13 protein-coding genes and 1 tRNA gene are annotated in these 18629 nt (G+C 43.9%); 8 read left to right on the forward strand and 6 right to left on the reverse strand.

Translation table 11 applies throughout. The annotated features are described in order from the left end of the window. Window positions 1-81 precede the first annotated feature (81 nt). The gene (locus AC51G0_RS25485) at window positions 82-1884 is read right to left on the reverse strand and encodes an ATP-dependent zinc protease family protein (RefSeq protein ID WP_496302370.1); all 1803 of its coding nucleotides are present in this window, start codon (window positions 1882-1884) and stop codon (window positions 82-84) included. A gap of 469 nt (window positions 1885-2353) precedes the next feature. Between AC51G0_RS25485 and AC51G0_RS25490 the strand changes: the two genes are divergently transcribed. The 7 genes from AC51G0_RS25490 (at window position 2354) to AC51G0_RS25520 (ending at window position 8190) form a co-directional block, all read left to right on the forward strand. After that, entirely contained in the window at window positions 2354-3142 is a 789-nt protein-coding gene (locus AC51G0_RS25490; RefSeq protein WP_496302371.1) for a hypothetical protein, read from the forward strand. A 154-nt stretch (window positions 3143-3296) separates the two neighbouring features. Then, window positions 3297-3503: a DUF3283 family protein gene (locus AC51G0_RS25495; RefSeq protein WP_496302372.1), complete on the forward strand. Its 207-nt coding sequence runs from the start codon at window positions 3297-3299 to the stop codon at window positions 3501-3503. Window positions 3504-3865: 362 nt separating this feature from the next. Next, the gene (locus tag AC51G0_RS25500) at window positions 3866-4594 is read left to right on the forward strand and encodes a response regulator (RefSeq protein ID WP_496302373.1); all 729 of its coding nucleotides are present in this window, start codon (window positions 3866-3868) and stop codon (window positions 4592-4594) included. 35 nt (window positions 4595-4629) lie between these two features. Continuing rightward, complete coding sequence (locus AC51G0_RS25505) at window positions 4630-6072, forward strand: ATP-binding protein (RefSeq protein ID WP_496302374.1); 1443 nt, start codon at window positions 4630-4632, stop codon at window positions 6070-6072. Between the two features lie 29 nt (window positions 6073-6101). Next, window positions 6102-7349: an ABC transporter substrate-binding protein gene (locus AC51G0_RS25510; protein WP_496304199.1), complete on the forward strand. Its 1248-nt coding sequence runs from the start codon at window positions 6102-6104 to the stop codon at window positions 7347-7349. Between the two features lie 142 nt (window positions 7350-7491). Next, window positions 7492-8004, forward strand: a complete 513-nt coding sequence (locus AC51G0_RS25515; RefSeq protein ID WP_496302375.1) for a SixA phosphatase family protein — start codon at window positions 7492-7494, stop codon at window positions 8002-8004. 95 nt (window positions 8005-8099) lie between these two features. Then, window positions 8100-8190, forward strand: a tRNA-Ser gene (locus tag AC51G0_RS25520). Window positions 8191-8482: 292 nt separating this feature from the next. Here the strand turns inward: AC51G0_RS25520 and AC51G0_RS25525 are convergent. Then, entirely contained in the window at window positions 8483-9964 is a 1482-nt protein-coding gene (locus tag AC51G0_RS25525) for a lactate dehydrogenase (RefSeq protein WP_496302376.1), read from the reverse strand. A gap of 395 nt (window positions 9965-10359) precedes the next feature. Beyond that, window positions 10360-11796, reverse strand: a complete 1437-nt coding sequence (locus AC51G0_RS25530; protein WP_496302377.1) for a phospholipase D-like domain-containing protein — start codon at window positions 11794-11796, stop codon at window positions 10360-10362. Window positions 11797-12757: 961 nt separating this feature from the next. Here AC51G0_RS25530 and AC51G0_RS25535 point away from each other — a divergent pair. Next, window positions 12758-13858, forward strand: coding sequence for an HD-GYP domain-containing protein (locus tag AC51G0_RS25535; RefSeq protein WP_496302378.1), 1101 nt, complete (start codon window positions 12758-12760; stop codon window positions 13856-13858). Window positions 13859-13998: 140 nt separating this feature from the next. Here AC51G0_RS25535 and AC51G0_RS25540 read toward each other — a convergent pair whose 3' ends face one another. From AC51G0_RS25540 to AC51G0_RS25550, 3 genes are all read right to left on the reverse strand, one after another. Continuing rightward, complete coding sequence (locus AC51G0_RS25540) at window positions 13999-14394, reverse strand: hypothetical protein (RefSeq protein WP_496302379.1); 396 nt, start codon at window positions 14392-14394, stop codon at window positions 13999-14001. A gap of 403 nt (window positions 14395-14797) precedes the next feature. Further along, a complete protein-coding gene (locus AC51G0_RS25545) occupies window positions 14798-15685 on the reverse strand; it encodes an endonuclease I family protein (RefSeq protein WP_496302380.1) in 888 nt (295 codons plus the stop codon). A 53-nt stretch (window positions 15686-15738) separates the two neighbouring features. Continuing rightward, window positions 15739-18375, reverse strand: coding sequence for an ExeM/NucH family extracellular endonuclease (locus tag AC51G0_RS25550; protein WP_496302381.1), 2637 nt, complete (start codon window positions 18373-18375; stop codon window positions 15739-15741). Window positions 18376-18629 lie beyond the last annotated feature (254 nt).

Here is an 18629-nt window from a genome sequence, read left to right on the forward strand (position 1 = left end):
AAAAAGCTGCATTGCGCAGCTTTTTTGCTTTCTATACCGGTCTATAGAGTAATAGTTATAACTTATACGGCTTGAACTGATTTATAGCTTGTCGGTTAAGATAAATTGTTGATCACTGCTTACGACAATGTCATGTTTCAAAAAGTTTTTACCCAGGATCATACTGTATTGAAAACGGCTACGATCGCGCAGGTTAACTGCCAGCTCCTTTTCAATATCGCCTAGTTTAACCTTCATTTTAACCACTGGTCGAACATTGGCCCGTTCACCCTCGCGGGCTCTGATCCGCATCTCATCAATCACTTCACGGCTGAATGTTTGTTTAACTCCGTCGCTATTGCTATAGGTAAAGTTGACCCAGTTGCGACCATCTTTAGTAAAGTACTCAATGTCAGTAGCATGCATTGAGCTAACGTCGGCACCGGTATCAAGCTTTACCGCGAAGGACATATCTTCAACGTTCGCTTGTTCAATATAACCCGCTTTAACTGGCGGTTGTTTATCTATTAGGTTATCGGTGCGGGTGTTGACCAGCAATGAGCCATGAACAAGGTTTGGACTAACGAGAAACCTTGTTTCCTTTCCATCTTTATCGTCTGACGTTTCCAGAGCCACTTCCTTAATCAGCAACGAAGAGGGTAGCTGGATCTCAGTGTTAATGATTGGCCGGACTTGATCACCAACTTTGATCTTTCGTTGGATATTTTTCGTTAATACATGCTGCTTGCCTTCAGCATCAAGAACTTCAAATTGTACAAGGCGATTTTTGTCTGATGTAGTCTCATTGAGGCTGGTGACTGCCAGTAGTGGTGTCTTAATGGTGACTGATGGTTCGGCAGTGATCTTAACACCATCTATTGTGAACTGCTCTTGTGTGCTCATCATGAAGGAGATCCCTTCGTCCGACAACGTGCTAAAGCGGGGTAATGGCTCATCACCCAGGTAGCTCTTACTTAAATTGACGATGAAATATTGATTAAGCGCTTCTTTACCGAGGCGAAGCTGGCTACTGCTGCTTGAGCGGTCGCGTAAATAGACAAGGATATACTCATGGAATCTATTGCCCTCAGCATCAACGGAGCCAAGTTGGATCGGTATGTAAACCAGCGGGCGTTTTGAATCGCTAAAATTAAGCACCCGAACCAGTGGCAGTGTCATTTCTTGGCGTTGCTTATTGTTACCTTCAAGGATGAAACTAACTTGCTGTGCTTGTTCGTCAACCTTGATATCCAAGGCATGAAGGCTGCTATAACGATTTGCGAAGGACAGGCTGACATCAATAGGTAATGTGCCAACCGTCGCGCGCTCTTTTCGACCGATTACCCTCGCTTGGCTGTGCTCCTGGAGATAGTTATAGCTGGCATCTACCCAGGCAGTGTCGCGCAGAAAGGTTTTGCCAATCAGGATAGGGTAGGAAAAACGGCTGCGGTCTGACAGGTTGACTTCAGTTCGGACTGTTTGGTCAGCTATCTTAAGATCAAGCTCTACGACGGGGCGGTGCAGATGCCCTTCGCCCCGGCGTTTAATCAATGCCAGGCGAAATAGTGGCAAGGTCATAGAAACTTTTTCACCACTATAGGGGTGCACTAAGTCAAAGCTCACCATAATATCGGTTTTGTCTTCACGGTCTCTGAGCTTCGTTGTGGTCAGTGCGTCGAATTCGTCGGCAATGGCTTTGAGTAGCTCTTCACCCTCAAGGCCTGTGAAGATTGGATCTTGTGCTGTGATAGTAATATTGTCAGCATGTATGGAGGTAGAGTCCGCACCAGTATCGATTTTGGCGGGGATCCCAATACCGTCAAGGCCTTTTATGGTTGGAAAATACACTTTTTCAGTTCGTCCTAGAACCATCTTACCGTCAATCGTTGTGCGTTCTGAAAGCACCTCTCCGTTAGGGGCGGAACTGGCAAAACTCGAGAAGGCAGTGAAAAAAGATAAACACAATAGAGTGAATATTCGAAGGTAAACCATAATTGTCCTGTAACAATGAAACCTAATTGTTGTATTTGGATATATAGTACTTCTTGCCATTATTTAGCGCGTCGCTTTATGGATAATATTCAGTATATGTTCAGTATTTTTTGATGGTAAATATGACGAAATATTTCTTAGTGAGCCTGTATTTTGATGAAAAATAATTAATGTGTTGTTTTTACAGGATTTGTTGATTGGCGGAAGTATATGCATTTAATTGTTAGTTTAACCCCTGCTTCTAGTGATTTTATTCAGCTTAAATTCAGGCTTAATTAAATTGGAGTGTATTTGGTTAAAACTCGAAACTGATCAATGTTGCTGAGCATATATTCAATTATAATGTACTTAATAATAATGGGTACAAATCGAAGGGTAGAATATGTCAAACTATGAGCATTATCAGGCAACAGTCGCAAGAGTTAATGCTGCTATCCTCCGTAAGCTTACACGTCCATGGCAGGTTCAGTATCAGGCTGTCGATGAGACCTCAAATATACAACAAGATGAACAGCAATTATTATTAGTGGCACCAAGTGGAGCCATTTGCCAACGGCTCACCCTACCGAAAGTAATGGCTGAGTCATTCTGGGCAGACAATGAGTCTGTTAGTAATTTGGTGACTGAATATGTTGTACGGGGTGCTGCGCGACTTGCCCCGCTTCGCCAACCGTCTTATCGCAATAACTTCCCCCATTGGCTGGAACACTGCCTTCAGCAACTACATTATTTAATCTCTTCCAAAGAACAGCTGCTGCAGGTTGTGTCAGATCCTCACTACCCCTATCCGAGCAAAGTTAATATAGAAGGGAGTTATTTGCCTTGCTGGGTGTGGTATCAGGAAGAAACACAACGCGCGGTATCTGTTATAGATCGGCGTACCGGCCAATTTAGCAAGCCAAGAATTATCGAATCTAGCCAGTTGGTAGACAGCGAAAAATGGTTTGGTGCCCAGGTTATAGATTCCGCTGAAGAATCGATCGAAACGGTTACCTATTATGTGACTGAACAGGTTAAAGCTCAGAAGGTGCTCGATGAGAGCGAACCGACATTGAGCGATGCTCTGCATAACCCCTGTACATCGACATTAAGTCCGCTGCTTAGCGTTGCTTTGATGATGGGGATCTTGGCTGGCTTCTTTATCATTTTGAAAGTGTACCTTGGATTCTGATTATGATGCCATTATTGCCAAGATCATGGCTATAGCATGGTAGGGCTTTAGGGAATCTGACGTCAATTAGCGAGTGTATTCGGTGGGTTAATCATTGGTATGAAGTGAAAAATCAGCTAATATCGGCGCTGTGTTTTACCGCTGGTGCTGGGTTATGCATAATTTAACGCTTTTATCTCAAGCTGAAAAGAATCGAATTGAATTGGACAAGCAGGCGGCCTATGCCGTGTGGCAGGTAAAGAATGCCAAGAAAGGGTATGAGGTATTTGCTGAGCTGAGTAACAATATTGATGATGACGACGACCGAGAGTTCTTTAACCACGCTGTGAGTAAATATAAAGCTCAGATGGGTGTTGCATAATTCAAAGGCTTGATAGGAAAGCTGCCAGTGGCAGCTTTTTTTGATCATGGGTACGAAACAGGTTGCCTTCGAATTAGATTCATAAGGTGAACCGCATCTCCTGCGCTTGATACCAATATTGACCAATACGTCAATACTAACCGCGAAGTTCATGATTCTGAGGCATAATGCGCGCCTTTTCCTGTGCGGTCTGGTATCTTAGGTAAAGACATAACCGGATGGGAACCGCTGATCTCTGACTTCAGTAACCTTGATATTCTGGTTTAACGATTTGGTAATACACCGGTGTCCGTTAGCGCAGGCAGAGTGCTCAGTAGCACTTGTTGGCAAGTTGAGGCAGCCCGGTACAAAAGGAAGACGAAATGAGTGCGAGCAAGAAGGTCCTTGTTGTTGATGACGATCAGGAGATTCGCGAGCTACTGGATGAATACCTGACGAAAGCAGGTTTTACGGTAACAACAGCCGCCGAAGGCGAAGAAATGAAACGACGGTTGGCGCTGGGTTACCCCGATCTCATTTTACTGGATGTCATGATGCCCGGTGATGATGGTTTTACCCTGTGTCAGCACATTCGCAAAACTTCCGATGTACCTATTATCATGTTAACGGCAGTTTCAGATGAAATGGACCAAATCATTGGCCTTGAGCTGGGGGCGGATGACTATATTGCTAAACCTTTTAGCCCTCGCCAGCTTATGGCGCGGATCAAAGCGCTGATGCGCAGGGTGCAGCCAACAGAAACACAGCAGGCACCTCCTGCTACCCCAAAAGCTATCCGGTTTGCCAACTGGCGTTTGGAGACCGCATCTCAGCGCTTGTTTGATTTGGAAAAAGGCAAAGAGTATGAATTGTCCGGTAGTGATTTTACGCTACTGATGCTATTTCTCACCCGTCCGAACGAAGTGCTGGATCGCGACACAATTTCTTTTGCAACCCGTGGCCGTGAAGCGCACCCTTCAGAACGCGGTATCGATGTGCAGCTTAGCCGTTTACGCCAACGTCTGGGTGACAAAGGCACACAGCAAAGGTTGATTAAGACCAGCCGTGGTAATGGCTATTCCTTTAATGCTGAAGTCACTTACGAAGAATAATTTTGCACTGATGTGACAGCAGAAGGCATCGTAACATGAATTGGAAAAAATGGTGGCCGAAGTCCCTTTTGGCACGCACCTTATGGTTTACCTTATTGGCGGTATTTCTGGCCCAGCTGATCGCCACCATAATTTGGTATGGACAGTCGAAACAGCGGGATTTGGAAGGGCTGGAGTCAGCCTCTTCCAGTATGGCCACCATGTTCGCATCGACGGTGACCTTCTTTCAGTCACTCCCTCTTGAGTACCGTCATATCGTATTGGATCAATTACGGAACATGGGGGGAACCCGTTTTTTTGTTTCGTTCAATGAAGAAGAAATTCTCATTGATCCTATCCCTTCCTCGCAGATGAAAAATACCGCAGTCAGGGTGTTTGAAGAAGTCTTGAGTGAAAAGCTGCCGCGGTTAGATGTTATTCGTGTCGAGTTCTCTCGCCCTGAAACCCTGCACGTCCTCAAGAATGATATTTTGTTGAGCGATTTACCGCGCTCATGGGCGCATTACACCCTAAGCCTGGAACCCTTTAATCCGCCGATCTTGGTAGTACAGTTAGAGCTGGCAACCAATGAATGGCTGTATATTGCGGCTTTGCTACCTTCACCATATGTGACATTGGAAGATGAGATCATCACCAAACAGCAGGTTATTTTCCTGCTCTTTATCACAGCACTGCTGCTGGTCTTTACCTACTTTATGATCCGCCGCCAAACCAAGCCGTTAAAGCGCCTAGCTAATGCGGCCAATGCATTGAGCCTTGATATCTATCAGCCTCCGCTAGTGGAAGAGGGAGCCAGTGAGCTGGTGACGGCGACACAAGCATTTAATCGAATGCAACTACGCCTGCGGCGCTATATTGACGATCGGGAGCACCTGTTTTCAGCTATTTCGCATGATCTGAAAACGCCAATAACTCGGTTAAGGCTGCGGGTCGAGCTTATCGATGATGAAGCGAAGATTGAAAAGTTTAACCATGACCTCGATGAGCTGGAAATGATGGTTAAAGGCGCACTGCAAACGGTGAAAGATACCGATCTTCATGAAAACCTAACCCAGGTTGATTTATCAGAAATGCTGTGCAGTATTGCCGAGAGGCATAACACCAAGCAGACAAGAGTTCACATTCCCAATACTAAAATCGCGCCAATGACTGGTAAGCCGTTGGCACTGAAGCGTTGTCTGAGTAACTTGATCGACAATGGGGTGAAGTACGGGCATGAAGTCAGTGTGATTGTCTCAGATGAGTCTGATGCCCTGGTATTGATCATTAAAGACAAGGGCGAAGGTATTCCGGAAGAAATGCTGGAGACAGTATTTGAACCTTATTTCCGCATTGCTAAAGATGATGAGGGACATGGCCTGGGTATGGGGATTGCCCGTAATATTATTCATGCTCACGGTGGCGATATGACCATTCATAATGCCAAAGAGGGTGGGTTGGAAGTCAAAGTCTATATTCCACGCCTGTTGGAAGAGTAGCGAGCCTTTTTTGTCGTAAGAGCGAAATGATGAAGATAAAACAGACACTTTCAGCAATAACCCTAACCCTAATGACTACCGCAGTACATGCCGGCGAAGTTGAAGTGTTGCACTGGTGGACATCTGGCGGTGAAGCCAAATCAGTATCGGTGCTGAAAGGAATGATGGAAGAGCAAGGCAATAGCTGGAAAGATTTTGCTATTGCAGGTGGTGGTGGCGAAAGTGCGATGACCGTACTTAAAACCCGCGCCGTGTCAGGTAACCCACCGTCGGCGGCACAAATTAAAGGTCATGATATCCAGGAATGGGGTCGGCTGGGTTTTCTCACTGACCTGAGCGATGTCGCTAATGCCGAGAACTGGGACAGTGTATTGCCCGAGGTCGTCACCAAGGTGATGAAATACGATGGTGATTATGTGGCCGTGCCAGTTAACGTCCACCGTGTTAACTGGCTGTGGGTCAACCCCGATGTCCTGAAAAAATCAGGAGCATCAGTACCGACTACCCTGAAAGAATTTTTTGCCGTCGCCGACAAAGTTAAATCTGCAGGCTATATCCCGTTAGCGCATGGTGGCCAGCCGTGGCAAGATATCACGTTGTTTGAAGCGGTTGCGCTTGCCGTATTGGGTGCGTCAGATTATCAAAAAGCCTTTGTCGATCTGGATATGGATGTGCTGTCAGGCAAGAAAATGACAGATGTGTTCGTTCAGTTCAAAAAGATGCGTGATTATATCGATCCTCAATTCCGGGGGAGAAATTGGTATTCAGCCACGTCAATGGTCATCAACGGCGAAGCTGCCATGCAAATCATGGGTGACTGGGCAAAAGGGGAGTTTGCCGCGGCCGGTAAAACCCCGGGGAAAGACTATCTTTGCGTTGCGGCGCCGGGCACCCAGGGGCAGTTTACCTACAACATTGATAGTTTTGCATTCTTCAAGCTAAGTGAGGAAGAAAACCGGCAGGCACAAAAGGATTTAGCGCGAACCATTCTTGATAAAGATTTCCAGGAAATATTCAACTTGAACAAAGGATCTATTCCTGTGCGTCTTGATATGGACATGAGCAAATTCGACAAGTGCGCGCTAGATTCTATGGCAACGTTCAAGTCGACATCGACTAACGGTGGGCTTGTTCCAAGCGTATCGCAGGGGCTGGCTACGACAAGCTATGTTCAGGCGGCCATCTTTGATGTGGTGACCAATTTTTTCAATGCTAAATCACCGGATCCCGATAAGGCAGCCAGCAAGCTGGCTCGGGCCGTTAAATCCGCGATGTGATCTATTCCGGCCCCGGACTCCTGGGGCCAAATGTTACTACTTGTCTCTTTCCCTTTACGACGGTTCTCAAACGTTTCTATATACTTAATACCAAACGGGATGAGTATTACTATTTTGCGCTTCGCTGGAGGGGACATTGAGAATGAAGCTACTATTTCTAGTTCGCCATGCAAAGTCTTCCTGGGACGATCCGACGCTCGATGACCATGAGCGGCCTTTGAATGATCGAGGCATGAAAAATGCGCCAGAGATGGTACACCGCCTTAACGCCTGGCAAACCGGCCCTCAGCTTATTGTTTCCAGCTCGGCCCTAAGGGCAGCCCAGACCGCTTATGTCTTCTCGAAGGGGCTTGCCAGCCGGCCAAAACTTGAAACCCGGCCCGAATTGTATACCGACTCGGCATTCGAACTGCTGGACATAATCAAGAATAGTATCGCGCAGGTCGACCGTCTGATGGTGGTGTGCCATAACCCGGCCATCAATGATTTGGTCAACATGCTGGGACTGAGCATTGATAATATACCAACCTGTGGTGTGGTCGTGTTTGGCTTTGAAGTCGACTGCTGGCAGGCCATTGTCAGTGAGCAGGCAGCGACAATTTATTATGACTATCCGAAGCGTAAAAAGGTCTCAATTGTGCTTGGTGAGGATTAAATCAACCAATTGGTGAGATCTTCATCATTTGATTGATAATAATATCAATGATGCTTTACAACTTAGGCAGCGCTCTGTATTATCCGCCGCACAAAGGAGAGATGGCTGAGTGGTTGAAAGCACCGGTCTTGAAAACCGGCATACGTTTGTAGCGTATCTAGGGTTCAAATCCCTATCTCTCCGCCACATTCAAAAAAACCGCTGAAGTTTCAGCGGTTTTTTTATATCTAAATTAGGCACTGAAGAGGTAGGGTGCAGAACCCTTGAGTGGGGTTCACCTGAGCGAAGCGAAAGCACATCGGCTTTGCCGATAGCCCAAAGGGCGCGAGCTTGCGAGCAGTAAATCCCTATCTCTCCGCCACATTCTAAAGCCCTAGCAGAAATGCTGGGGCTTTTTCGCATTGTAAAGTAGGATTCAAATCCTCTAATACCCAAAACGCTCCGCCACATTCAAAAAAGCCAGACTGCGCGTCCCGGCTTAATTGCTAAGCAACTGATCCAAAGTCAGAGGTAATGAGGTTAGTCTCATTTTCTGAGCGGGTGTTTGACCCAAACGATCTTGGCAACATAAGTTATACCAGGCTCTGTGAATATCTAGTAAAGGCAATAGACTAGCTGGATCTAGCTTATGTTTAGAGTCATCAAGAAGATGAGAAAACTGGTTGTGAAAATGCCTTTGGTATTTTGATGCTTCTCTGTGTGTCGCGACTTCTAGTAGTTTTCGCTCATTGTTGGTTCTCCCATTTAGGTGGCAGACCCCTTTACTTGCTTCACCATTTTGAACGATAGCCCATCGTTCAAGCCAGCTTCCCAGTAAGACAGTACTTATATTTTGAGTCGCTTTAGTACCGTGTTTCCAGCAATGATCTTCAGTTACATAAACGAGGTCGATGGTTTTATTGCTGATTTTATTTTGAAATACCGAAAGACAGGCTGATCTTAATAAGCCCTCTTGAGGCATATATATCGCAAGATATTCGTTGTCTACCAACATCTGTTCTAGACGAAGAAAATGAGCATAGACGGCATACTGCGGGCGGATTATACCGCCATTTAAAGGGTAATACTCTGGGATAAGATCGGAAATTGGCTCTTCAACGTTAGAGCGCGCCATGAGTTTATTATGAGTAGCATTAATTCTAGCTAAAATACCTTGGTGGGAAATATCTTGTGTTGCTTGAGATAGAGCCTTGTCGACTGGGGTCATAAAGAGATTGTCAGGTGTGTAAGCGCAATGATGCACGGATGAGGTTGTGGGAGTAACTTCGCTGTAGTTTAAGTGCTGTCCAACAACATAACCCGAGTTTGCTTCGCAAGTAGCGACCCAAAGGATGCCATTTTGATAGTTCGGTTGGAATGGTTTTATATCAGAGGAAAAAGTAAGCGATTTGGAATACTGATTAAAAAAAGTGGTATCAAACATCGATAACTGACGTCGGCAAAGACTAGCAATATGAGATAGCTGGCTGTAAAAATATTTTGTGCTTATATTTAGTCGCTGGCAAACTTCAACGACTGAATAGCCGATTAAAACCAATGCCAAAAGCTCTCGTTGGAGAGGATGATTTTGATTGTGGCTAGATAATTGATCCGTGAAGGTTACTTGGCAGTACTTGCATCGATACCGCTTGTGTTCTCCGTTGTGTCCAAAGGAGTGGTATAGATCTCTGTGAGAGAAAACGAGTTTCCCTAAGTTTTCGCAATCCGGATTGCAACAAGCTGGTAAACCAAGGCTTTGAACAGCTTTTAAACGAGAAAGCTCTTTTAGTACCCCGTGGTTATTAAGTAAGGAAAGAAAAGCCCCACACTCTCCACAAACCAGCTCTGATCTATCTTGAAAAGACCGTTTTAATACATAGTAGTGTATCTCATCTGTCGAATTATAATTTCCGCAACTTACTGTTTTACAAAAGTTAAGTTGTAAACCATTCGCCGCTGGTGGCAGTTTCTCTTTAGACATGAGTAAGTCCTTTTATACTTGGCAAACTGGATCACAAAACTAGTAAGCTAGTACTTGTTTAGAGGCCTTTTTATATCAGGATTGAGAACGTCAGTCTCGAGAGCTAAATCACAAATCAGCCCATGAGTTAACGTTTTTATAACATCGGTTACGTTATATGTGGATAACGTGAAGATGGACGGTGTGTTTGTTAGGTGTTAGGTTTCGTAACAAATGCTTTAAAAAGGCGAGTAAATTACCTGATTTAAGGCTTTATAGGGGTGTTTAGACTTATATTTGTGAATCAAAGGGGGGAGTGGTTCTGATGGTGAGAGGTGTAATCAATTACATAACATATTGGCTACCAAATAATAAAGCACCAATTAAAAAAGGTGCTTTTATTTGGCTAATTACTTTTACCAGTTAGGAATATAATCTTTAAGATCCTGCATGGCTGCAGCTCCGACATAAGATACAGCTGCAAGCTGCTCCATATCAAGAATCGGTCGTGCATTAACAATATTGTTTGCAGCGGTCGCATTCATTGCAGCATCAATATCTAGCTCTTCGAAAGAAGCATTGTTAACGATATCCAGCACACTGGCAACTTCTTCCCCAGTAAACGAAATACCTTCCCATGTACCACCTTCAGGCAATGGTTCGGCGTCACAATTTCCTTGTCCGCCAGCCTCACAGAAACGACGGCTGAACTCACCTTCAAACTGAGCAGCAACATTGGCGTCATGTATTACAAGGACGTTCTCATCGTTTCCAAAGGCTGCTGCACCAGATACGTTGTGAGAACCTGTTATTACAATATCGTCAATAATCCAGTATTTGTGGTGAAATTTATCACCGCCATCGAGGTTAGCTATTCGTACATCTGCAGGCGTACTCCATGGATTGTTTGGCGCCCCTGTGTAACTGTCAGTTTCATATTCTCCTTTTGTGTTAACTTTTTCAGTGCCTTGCATATCCATGAATTCACTGTAATAACGACTAAAGAAACTAGGATCTCCAATACCTTGGATTTCAACTCCGGCAATATGTCGATCTTGCATCTTATCTGCGACATCCTGTGCGCTGAATACAAATTGAGCAGTATGAATTCGTGTATTTGCGGCAGACACATAGTTCTCAAGGTTTGCCAGCGTTGATGTGCTGTACAGAGTTGATGACTGTGGTGTGAACTGTACGTCTAAGCGAATATTCTCGTTGTCGGTATAGGCTGTTTCAATCTGATGATCAACCTTTCCCAAACCAAACAAAGAATCTTGAGCCCCACCAGGCCCATCTCCCCACATTTGTAAAAACTGGGTTGTATAAATAGATGCAAGTTGAGAAGACTGAACTGTTACCAGGTGATTGGCGTTACCATCACTAGTTAGATTACCTGATGAATCGAGATCGCCATGTATACCGCTTTGTGTGAAATTGCTTGAAGCAACCAAAACTTGCTTGTTATCAACAACTATAAACTTATTATGTTGAATCTTAGAACCTGCACTTCCATTTTCTGTGTCATCTATCCAAGGAACACCACCAGCATTAAAAATATTAATCGCTTCTTCGTTTTCTCCGGCAATATTATCTTCATCGGTGATAAACCGTACTGTTACACCTCGATTCTTTGCTGAGACAAGTGCATTTGCAATACCCGGCAAATCTAAATCATATACGGCAAGATCAATAGATGTTTGTGCACTATTAATAAAGTCAGTAATGACTGTTTCAAGATTGGCTTGTTTAGCTGGAGCATTAACTGGGTGGTTAAAGTAAACATCAATATCACCAGCATACGTAAAAGATGCTGATGTGAGTAGCGATGTGACAATTAGGTTTCTAAGTAGCATGTAATACCCTCATTAATTTTGTTTGTATTTATCTCTGTTCTTTTGTGAAGCAATAAAAAGCTCGCATAAAGAGAGGGTAATAAAAAGTAATTATTAATAAGGTTATCAAATGTGTGATGAGATTATATTTGATTTATTCAAAATGTGTTGAAATCGTGATTGGACTCAAAATTAAAGTTTATATCAGCGTATTTATATTAAACAGATTTCATTTTATTATATGACGTGATGTTGATATAGTGATATTTTTTGTGATGCCCCTTTGATTATCAACAGTATGTGTTAAAATTGTGATGAAATTTAATGAAACATCTGTGTTCACCAATCTTAATTATGAACTCTAGTGCTTAGTGTGTATTTTATGAAATAAACTTATAGTTAATTGTCGAAATTTACTTAGAACCGATACCCTCGTATTGATATCGATAGCCTAGCCTTTTATAAATATTATATTTATTTGGAAAAGATAGAGGTAGGATGAAAATCTAAGCTGGAGGGGGATGACTAGCTGTAATCTTTAATTGACTGGTGACTGGTGACTGGTGACTGGTGACTGGTGACTGGTGACTGGTGACTGGTGACTGGTGACTGGTGACTGGTGACTTGAGACTGACTCTGCGCAGTTTAGGAGTGCAATGTTCGAAGAGAGTCAAAACAGCTTTCATGATGGTTGCGTATCGCTTCAATTAAACTCCATGGAAAAAACTCAACCACAAAGGAGTATCTTTAATGCATCAAATATTCTTGCTTGACTATAATCACAGTAGAAATATTCGTGTTTAATTTTGAATTAAGTCAATTTATCAATATTATTATCTATTATGTTGATTGTTTCTCACACATATGACCTCATCCCCAATGAGTGTTTAACAATCAATTATCAAAATTGTGACTAAAACTCTTTCAAAGTAACATCAAGTGATTACAATTGCATAATATCTATTTGCATATTGAGGTTACTGTGGCAACACTCAAGGATACTGTTAGGCAACTTCACAAAAAATTGTTGAACTCTGGATTAGGTGAGCTAAGCCGAATATCGATTGCTTTGCTTGATGATGATCATATCCGCACTTATGTTGATTCAACGGTAGGGAGTGTTCCTCTAAGCCACCATAGTAAAAAGCTTAATTCATCACAGTCATTAAGCCAGTTAGTTAAGCATAGGAAAGCGAGAGTCGTTGATGACTACTCATGCTATCTGACGAACAGTAATGATGGCGCTAATACATGGCTGATAGAAAACAAACTATTCTCTTCCTACACCATTCCTGTTTTCTTCCGTGGAGATTTTCTTGGCTTTATCTTTTTTAACTCCCATAGAAAATCATACTTTGATGATTTAACATTAGGCCTGTTAAGTGATGCTATAAAAGAGATACAAGAAGAGATTTTTCACGAACGGATACTCTTTGATCAAATTTCCTCTTTGAGTCGATTTGCAGAAAAAGCCTCTGAAATCAGAGATAAAGAGACAGCAAGACATTGTGCACGTTTGGTTGAGCTAACTCGTATTATTTCATCTCATGTCGCCAAATATGTAAAAATAAAAGACCGTGATATTTATTACCTCACCCGATTTTCGCCTTTGCATGACATTGGTAAGATAGGAGTGGCTGATAAGATCCTGCTAAAGAGAGGCCCTTTGACATCTGATGAGTATGCAGTAATGAAGTTACATGTTGATCATGGTTTAGAGATGATCAACTCTGTTTGTGATAATAAGATCAGGCAGCATGATGCCTATAAAATGATCTGCAATATCATCGGTGCTCATCATGAAATGATAGACGGAACGGGGTACCCGTATGGTTTAAAGGCGGATGAAATTACTATTTTCGCTCGAATTATTACTGTTGCAGATATTTTTGATGCATTGACGAGTGAGCGACCTTATAAGAAAGCTTGGCCTATTGATCAAGCTTTGTGTGAAATACAAAAGATGGCAGATGATAATAAACTCGATCATCTCTGTGTAGAAGCCCTTACTCGTTATTTTGAGAATGCTGGTGAAATTGGTGTTTCCGCTTTGCCATCAGAACATTGTACTATTTCTGCCTAATTATTTTCTGTATTTAATATAAATAGAATCAGGATATTAAAGCGATTATATCATGAAGTTGATATAGCCGCTTTGTATTTTAATTAGCTGTGTTGAGCAATAGATAGAAATAACTAATGAAGGTTGAGAACGTGAACAGCTTATAGATAAAAGTTCCATTTTTTACTGCGGTCGAGATAGGGGGGTAATGGACTTGAAGCTGCGAAAACCCACTGGCCGTGTTCCCACTTGGCAACAAATTTTATTAATTCATCTACGTGTTTACCTGTGCCACGAAGGACTTTTCCGCCGCAATCCGGGCAGGGTTTTAAATCAGATTGGGCTGAAGCCATGGCTGTACGATGGCACTTTGAACAAACTGTGACTGCCTTGTGTTGGCCAAAATGGCAGTGTGCATTGGGTTTTATTTGTTTAACGATGTCTTTTGAGTGGATGCAACGAACAGCCGCTTGATTGTTTTTTTTAATTTTGTTCGATGTGGCAGAGCTGTTTTTTTTACTCTTTTTCTCAGTACGACCAAATAATTTTGATAACATATTGCATCCCTAGCATAGTAAGTATGTTAACCCCTCACATCAGCCTAAGAGTTTGTAACTTAAGCGTTATTCTCTCTCAATCATATAAGTTGGACCTATAAGCATTTTATTGTACGACTAGGCTAGAGGTCTTTATCTATAGGGCTATCATTGTTGGTTTAAAAGTGTATCAATAATGCATGATACGCTGCAATTGATTATCATATTTTTAACTTAAAAATAACCTTTCGTGAGTGAGGTGCTCATTTAGTGCTGTTAATTTTTATCGTTTTATGATGAGTGCTGTTAGCGATCAGGTTTATTCGGAAGTTGGTTTGTCGGTTTGCGGTAGGTTGTAGGGCTGTGGTTTGTGCTTGACGATATTATGATATGGTCGCCCCAGCTGGCATGCTGGGGCTTTGGATTATTTGCAGTCTTTTCTAAAGATCTCGTCAGCCCATTGCGGGTTATCAACAAACGGGTTCCGGTTACCCTGGATGTCTTGAATTTTCCCGTTTCGGCTATATTCAAATTCATCAACCGGATCGAAGGCGTTCCACTCAAGAAGTGCACAAACGTTACCCAGCGCATTTCCGTTATTGGTTACCGATGGTACCAGCTCCAAGTCAGGTGTTTTTGAGTCAAAGCCTTCGTAGCGTGTTGCCATATAAAACATCATACGTGCCACATCACCTTTTACCTCGTCGCGAGGCTCGAACGAATTAGCATCGACCAGGTTACCTGCTTCTGGGGACTCTTTGGTTGGTCTGCCGCCTTCGTCAAACTCCAAGTTGCCGCGTTCACCATTGATTGATTTGTCTGTTGGCCTTAGGTGATGGATATCGGTGTAGCCAAATGCACCCTTGTCGTTAAACCCGCCATTAGATTTCGGGTAAGTATGCTCCCGGTTCCACAGATCACCGTCATTGCTGCCATTATCTTTGGCTAGTTTGCTTTGCGAGCGGCCTGTGTACATCAGAACCACATTACCTGGGTTCAACGGATCTTCATCGGTAACCATCAATGCCTTCCATACATCCATGGCTTCTGGCGATGAATTGTCGGTATAAGGCAGCTTCTTATGACCTGTTGAGATGATGGTATTAAGTTTGGCTTTTAGCTGATCACCAGTGAAGCCAATCGCAGCGTCATAGTAGCCATCGGGGTTGTTGATATCCTCGGAAGGAGGCGTGACTTCTGCTTGGCATGACAGGGAAAAAGGCGCAACAACATGCGGGTCATGGGCTTGAATATAGGCAGCATTAGCACCGGAAGATGCCATCGCAAGTAGTGCAATTAGTTTAATTTTCATTATTTTCTCGATACAAAAGGGAGGCATTTACCTCCCTTTGATAAGGCAATCAGTTATTTCTGTATCTTACGACGCAGGAAGCCAAGGCCCAGCAGGGACATCAGGCCAAACAGGCCAATAGAACCACCGTGGCCACTTTGTGGGTTACGCTTGAACGAAGGAACTTCTGGGTCTGTATCTGTACCGAACTTCAGGTCGATAATAGCCGGATCATGATCAGAGGCACGGTACGGATCAGCATAGCGGCGTGAACACACACCATTTAGGCAATTGTTCTTGTCGGCGTATTGAAATAGCGTTGATTCACCAGCATTGATGTTCCAGTCAGTGGCATCGACGAATTTGCTCTTTAGCTCTGGAGAGATAAGGATGTAGTCCAGCGTTCCGACTTCATCGTTGTATGAGTAGCTGTATGAGTGCGGGTGGTTAATCGTAACGGCATTGATATAACCGTAAGCGTTATCAATCACTGCGCCATCGGCACCATGCAGCGGGTTGCCAGAAGATGCATCACCGCCGATAAATGTGTCACGGGCAGCCTTAATGACATGGTCTTCCGGCGCATTATCACGGTTAGTCAGCACCATGATTGGATCTTCGTTGCCGTAAGAGTTCAAGTCACCCAGAATCAGTTTGTAGCCATCAATGCCTTGTAGAGTTTCCCCTAGGTGGTACGCGGCAGAGACACGGAAGTTTTCACATGAGCCTTGCTTGTCAGAGTCTTTATTTGCCTGGCCGCCTTCTTCGACAGGCGCGGCATCTTCCCAGCAAGTCGAACCCTTAGATTTCAGGTGGTTGACTGAAACGGTAATCTTCTCTTTGGTGCCGTTGATCAGGAATGTTGGGGTAATTGCGTCACGCTGGTAGTTTTTACCGTCTTCTTTACCTGTTGCTGGAGCATGCTGCTGTGGCATTTCGATCAGGCGGTAAGTATCAAGGGTTACTTTGTTCGCTCTGAAGATCACCTGGTTTGCAATGGCGTCAGAGCCGACAAACTGGTCGCCTTCATTGCCGACAACATAAGCATAGTGATCTTTAGGATCGTCGATGAGGTTGTTGATCTTGGCAACCAGGTGGGCAACTGCCGAGTCATCGCCAAAACCGTTGTTTTCGATTTCCATCAGACCGACAATATCGGCATTGATAGCAACAATAGCATTGGCAATCTTATTACCTTGAAGCTCAAACTCTTCTGATGATAGGGCTCCGCGGTTTTGCCCTGTCGGGTTCGGTGCGCCATTTCCATAAAGTGAGGTGAAGTAGTTGAGTACGTTGAACGTCGCAATACGCAGATCGCCGCCTTCTTTTAGCACAGGCGCGTCGGTTCGGTCTGAGGTTTCACGGGCGAAGTTGTCTTTAGTTACCGTATTGGTGACATAGAAACGGAAATCACTGTAGGAATAACCAATTACGCCTTCGAAGCCATCAAGTACATCGCCGATGCGAATATAGTCATCGGTTGTACCTGTGCCATTATCCGAGCCAAAGTCTGGGTACCATGGCACATGGGTACCTTTCGATACTTTTTCGAAAGACTCAACAACAATACGCTTGTCTTGGTTGCAATCGGCCTGGCGTTCCGGGGCGGTATCAATAACACCGTCGTGAATGACAGGTGCATTGTTCTGGTTAGGATGAAGGTTAACCTGGCCGTTAGACACCACCATGTTATTGCGCTTCGGGCCGTAGTCAAAACCATAGGTGCGGGTAACACGCATGTCGGATTCTTTTTGGAATGCGACCAGCATGCCTTCATGGCGTTCTAGGGTGAAGTCAAAATCTTCGTCGGTATCAAGTGCGACAACTGTTATTGGCGCTATAGTACCGGAACCAATATTTTCGACCAGGTTAGGTTGGATTTTGGTCCAGCCATAGTCTTCTTTAACCTTACCGGTGACATCAACTTTATCGCCGACAGTAAGGCCATCAACTTTACCGGAGACGAAGATACCGTCAGAAGTGCTTGGATCACCATCACCGTTTTCGTCTTGGATAAAGAATCCGACAGGTAGATCACTGCCAAGTGCAGTGGTCTGGATAGCGGTCACGATGCCTTCTATGATGAAAGTTTCGTCTGAAATGAATTTTCCATTGGCCGGATCAGTGTATGGGGAGGCCCAAGAGTTCCCCTGAAGGCCCATAATTGTTTCCGGCGTTGCGTCAGCTGGTGGGGTTGTCCCGTTATCATCGCCAATAATACCAAGATGGTTATAGTCAGTTTTGGCATGGTGTGACCATTGGTCTTGATTCCAGGTAGCTGACGGATTATTCGCTTCACGGCGCATATCTGTATCTTCAGCAAACTTCACCTTTCCCGGTTCGCCGATGTGATCGATGATCTTACCGTTGCTATTTTTTAGCGCTATCTGGTCATCGCCATTAAAGCCGATTTTTGATGATACTAATTGAGCTTTCGACTTTAGTTCGTCACTAGCCTGTGAATAAGCAATGACGATTGTTTTCTGAGGATCCAAGGTGCCTGATAGGGGGGTAATATCACTGTAGTCATCGTTACCGTTGATATCTTTAGTGATGCTGAAGCCATCCAAAGATATCGGATTTGCACCAACGTTTGCGATTTCCAACGCCTTTTCATTACCATTTTCAATGTATTCTGAAATGATGAGTTCGGCCTGAGCGCCGAAGGACATTGCGGCACCGATTGATGCTGCCAAGATTGTTCTTTTCATTATTGTCTTCTCGAGTTACTACTCTACTTTCTATAGAGCAGCAAAGGTAATAGTGAATTGTTTCAATTAGTTGACAAGGTAACTTGTTCGCTCAAAGCATCGCCACTGTTTTGACGCTGTAGCCTATTTGGCCAAAACACAGCCACTCTGGGAGTAATGAGATGTGAATTACGAAGGCAGGCACATCTTTATTAGGGCTGTTATGAAAAGAGCCTCACAATGCAGTAGAGGCTCTTTATTATTAGGCGAAATGA

It is taken from the genome of Photobacterium sp. HL06, assembly GCF_059552575.1.

Bases quoted from the DNA above. Each gene is read 5' to 3' on its own strand.
- AC51G0_RS25490 (WP_496302371.1), top strand. From the start codon at position 2,354: ATGTCAAACTATGAGCATTATCAGGCAACAGTCGCAAGAGTTAATGCT.
- AC51G0_RS25495 (WP_496302372.1), top strand. From the start codon at position 3,297: ATGCATAATTTAACGCTTTTATCTCAAGCTGAAAAGAATCGAATTGAA.
- AC51G0_RS25500 (WP_496302373.1), top strand. From the start codon at position 3,866: ATGAGTGCGAGCAAGAAGGTCCTTGTTGTTGATGACGATCAGGAGATT.
- AC51G0_RS25505 (WP_496302374.1), top strand. From the start codon at position 4,630: ATGAATTGGAAAAAATGGTGGCCGAAGTCCCTTTTGGCACGCACCTTA.
- AC51G0_RS25510 (WP_496304199.1), top strand. From the start codon at position 6,102: ATGAAGATAAAACAGACACTTTCAGCAATAACCCTAACCCTAATGACT.
- AC51G0_RS25515 (WP_496302375.1), top strand. From the start codon at position 7,492: ATGAAGCTACTATTTCTAGTTCGCCATGCAAAGTCTTCCTGGGACGAT.
- AC51G0_RS25525 (WP_496302376.1), bottom strand. From the start codon at position 9,964: ATGTCTAAAGAGAAACTGCCACCAGCGGCGAATGGTTTACAACTTAAC.
- AC51G0_RS25530 (WP_496302377.1), bottom strand. From the start codon at position 11,796: ATGCTACTTAGAAACCTAATTGTCACATCGCTACTCACATCAGCATCT.
- AC51G0_RS25540 (WP_496302379.1), bottom strand. From the start codon at position 14,394: ATGTTATCAAAATTATTTGGTCGTACTGAGAAAAAGAGTAAAAAAAAC.
- AC51G0_RS25545 (WP_496302380.1), bottom strand. From the start codon at position 15,685: ATGAAAATTAAACTAATTGCACTACTTGCGATGGCATCTTCCGGTGCT.
- AC51G0_RS25550 (WP_496302381.1), bottom strand. From the start codon at position 18,375: ATGAAAAGAACAATCTTGGCAGCATCAATCGGTGCCGCAATGTCCTTC.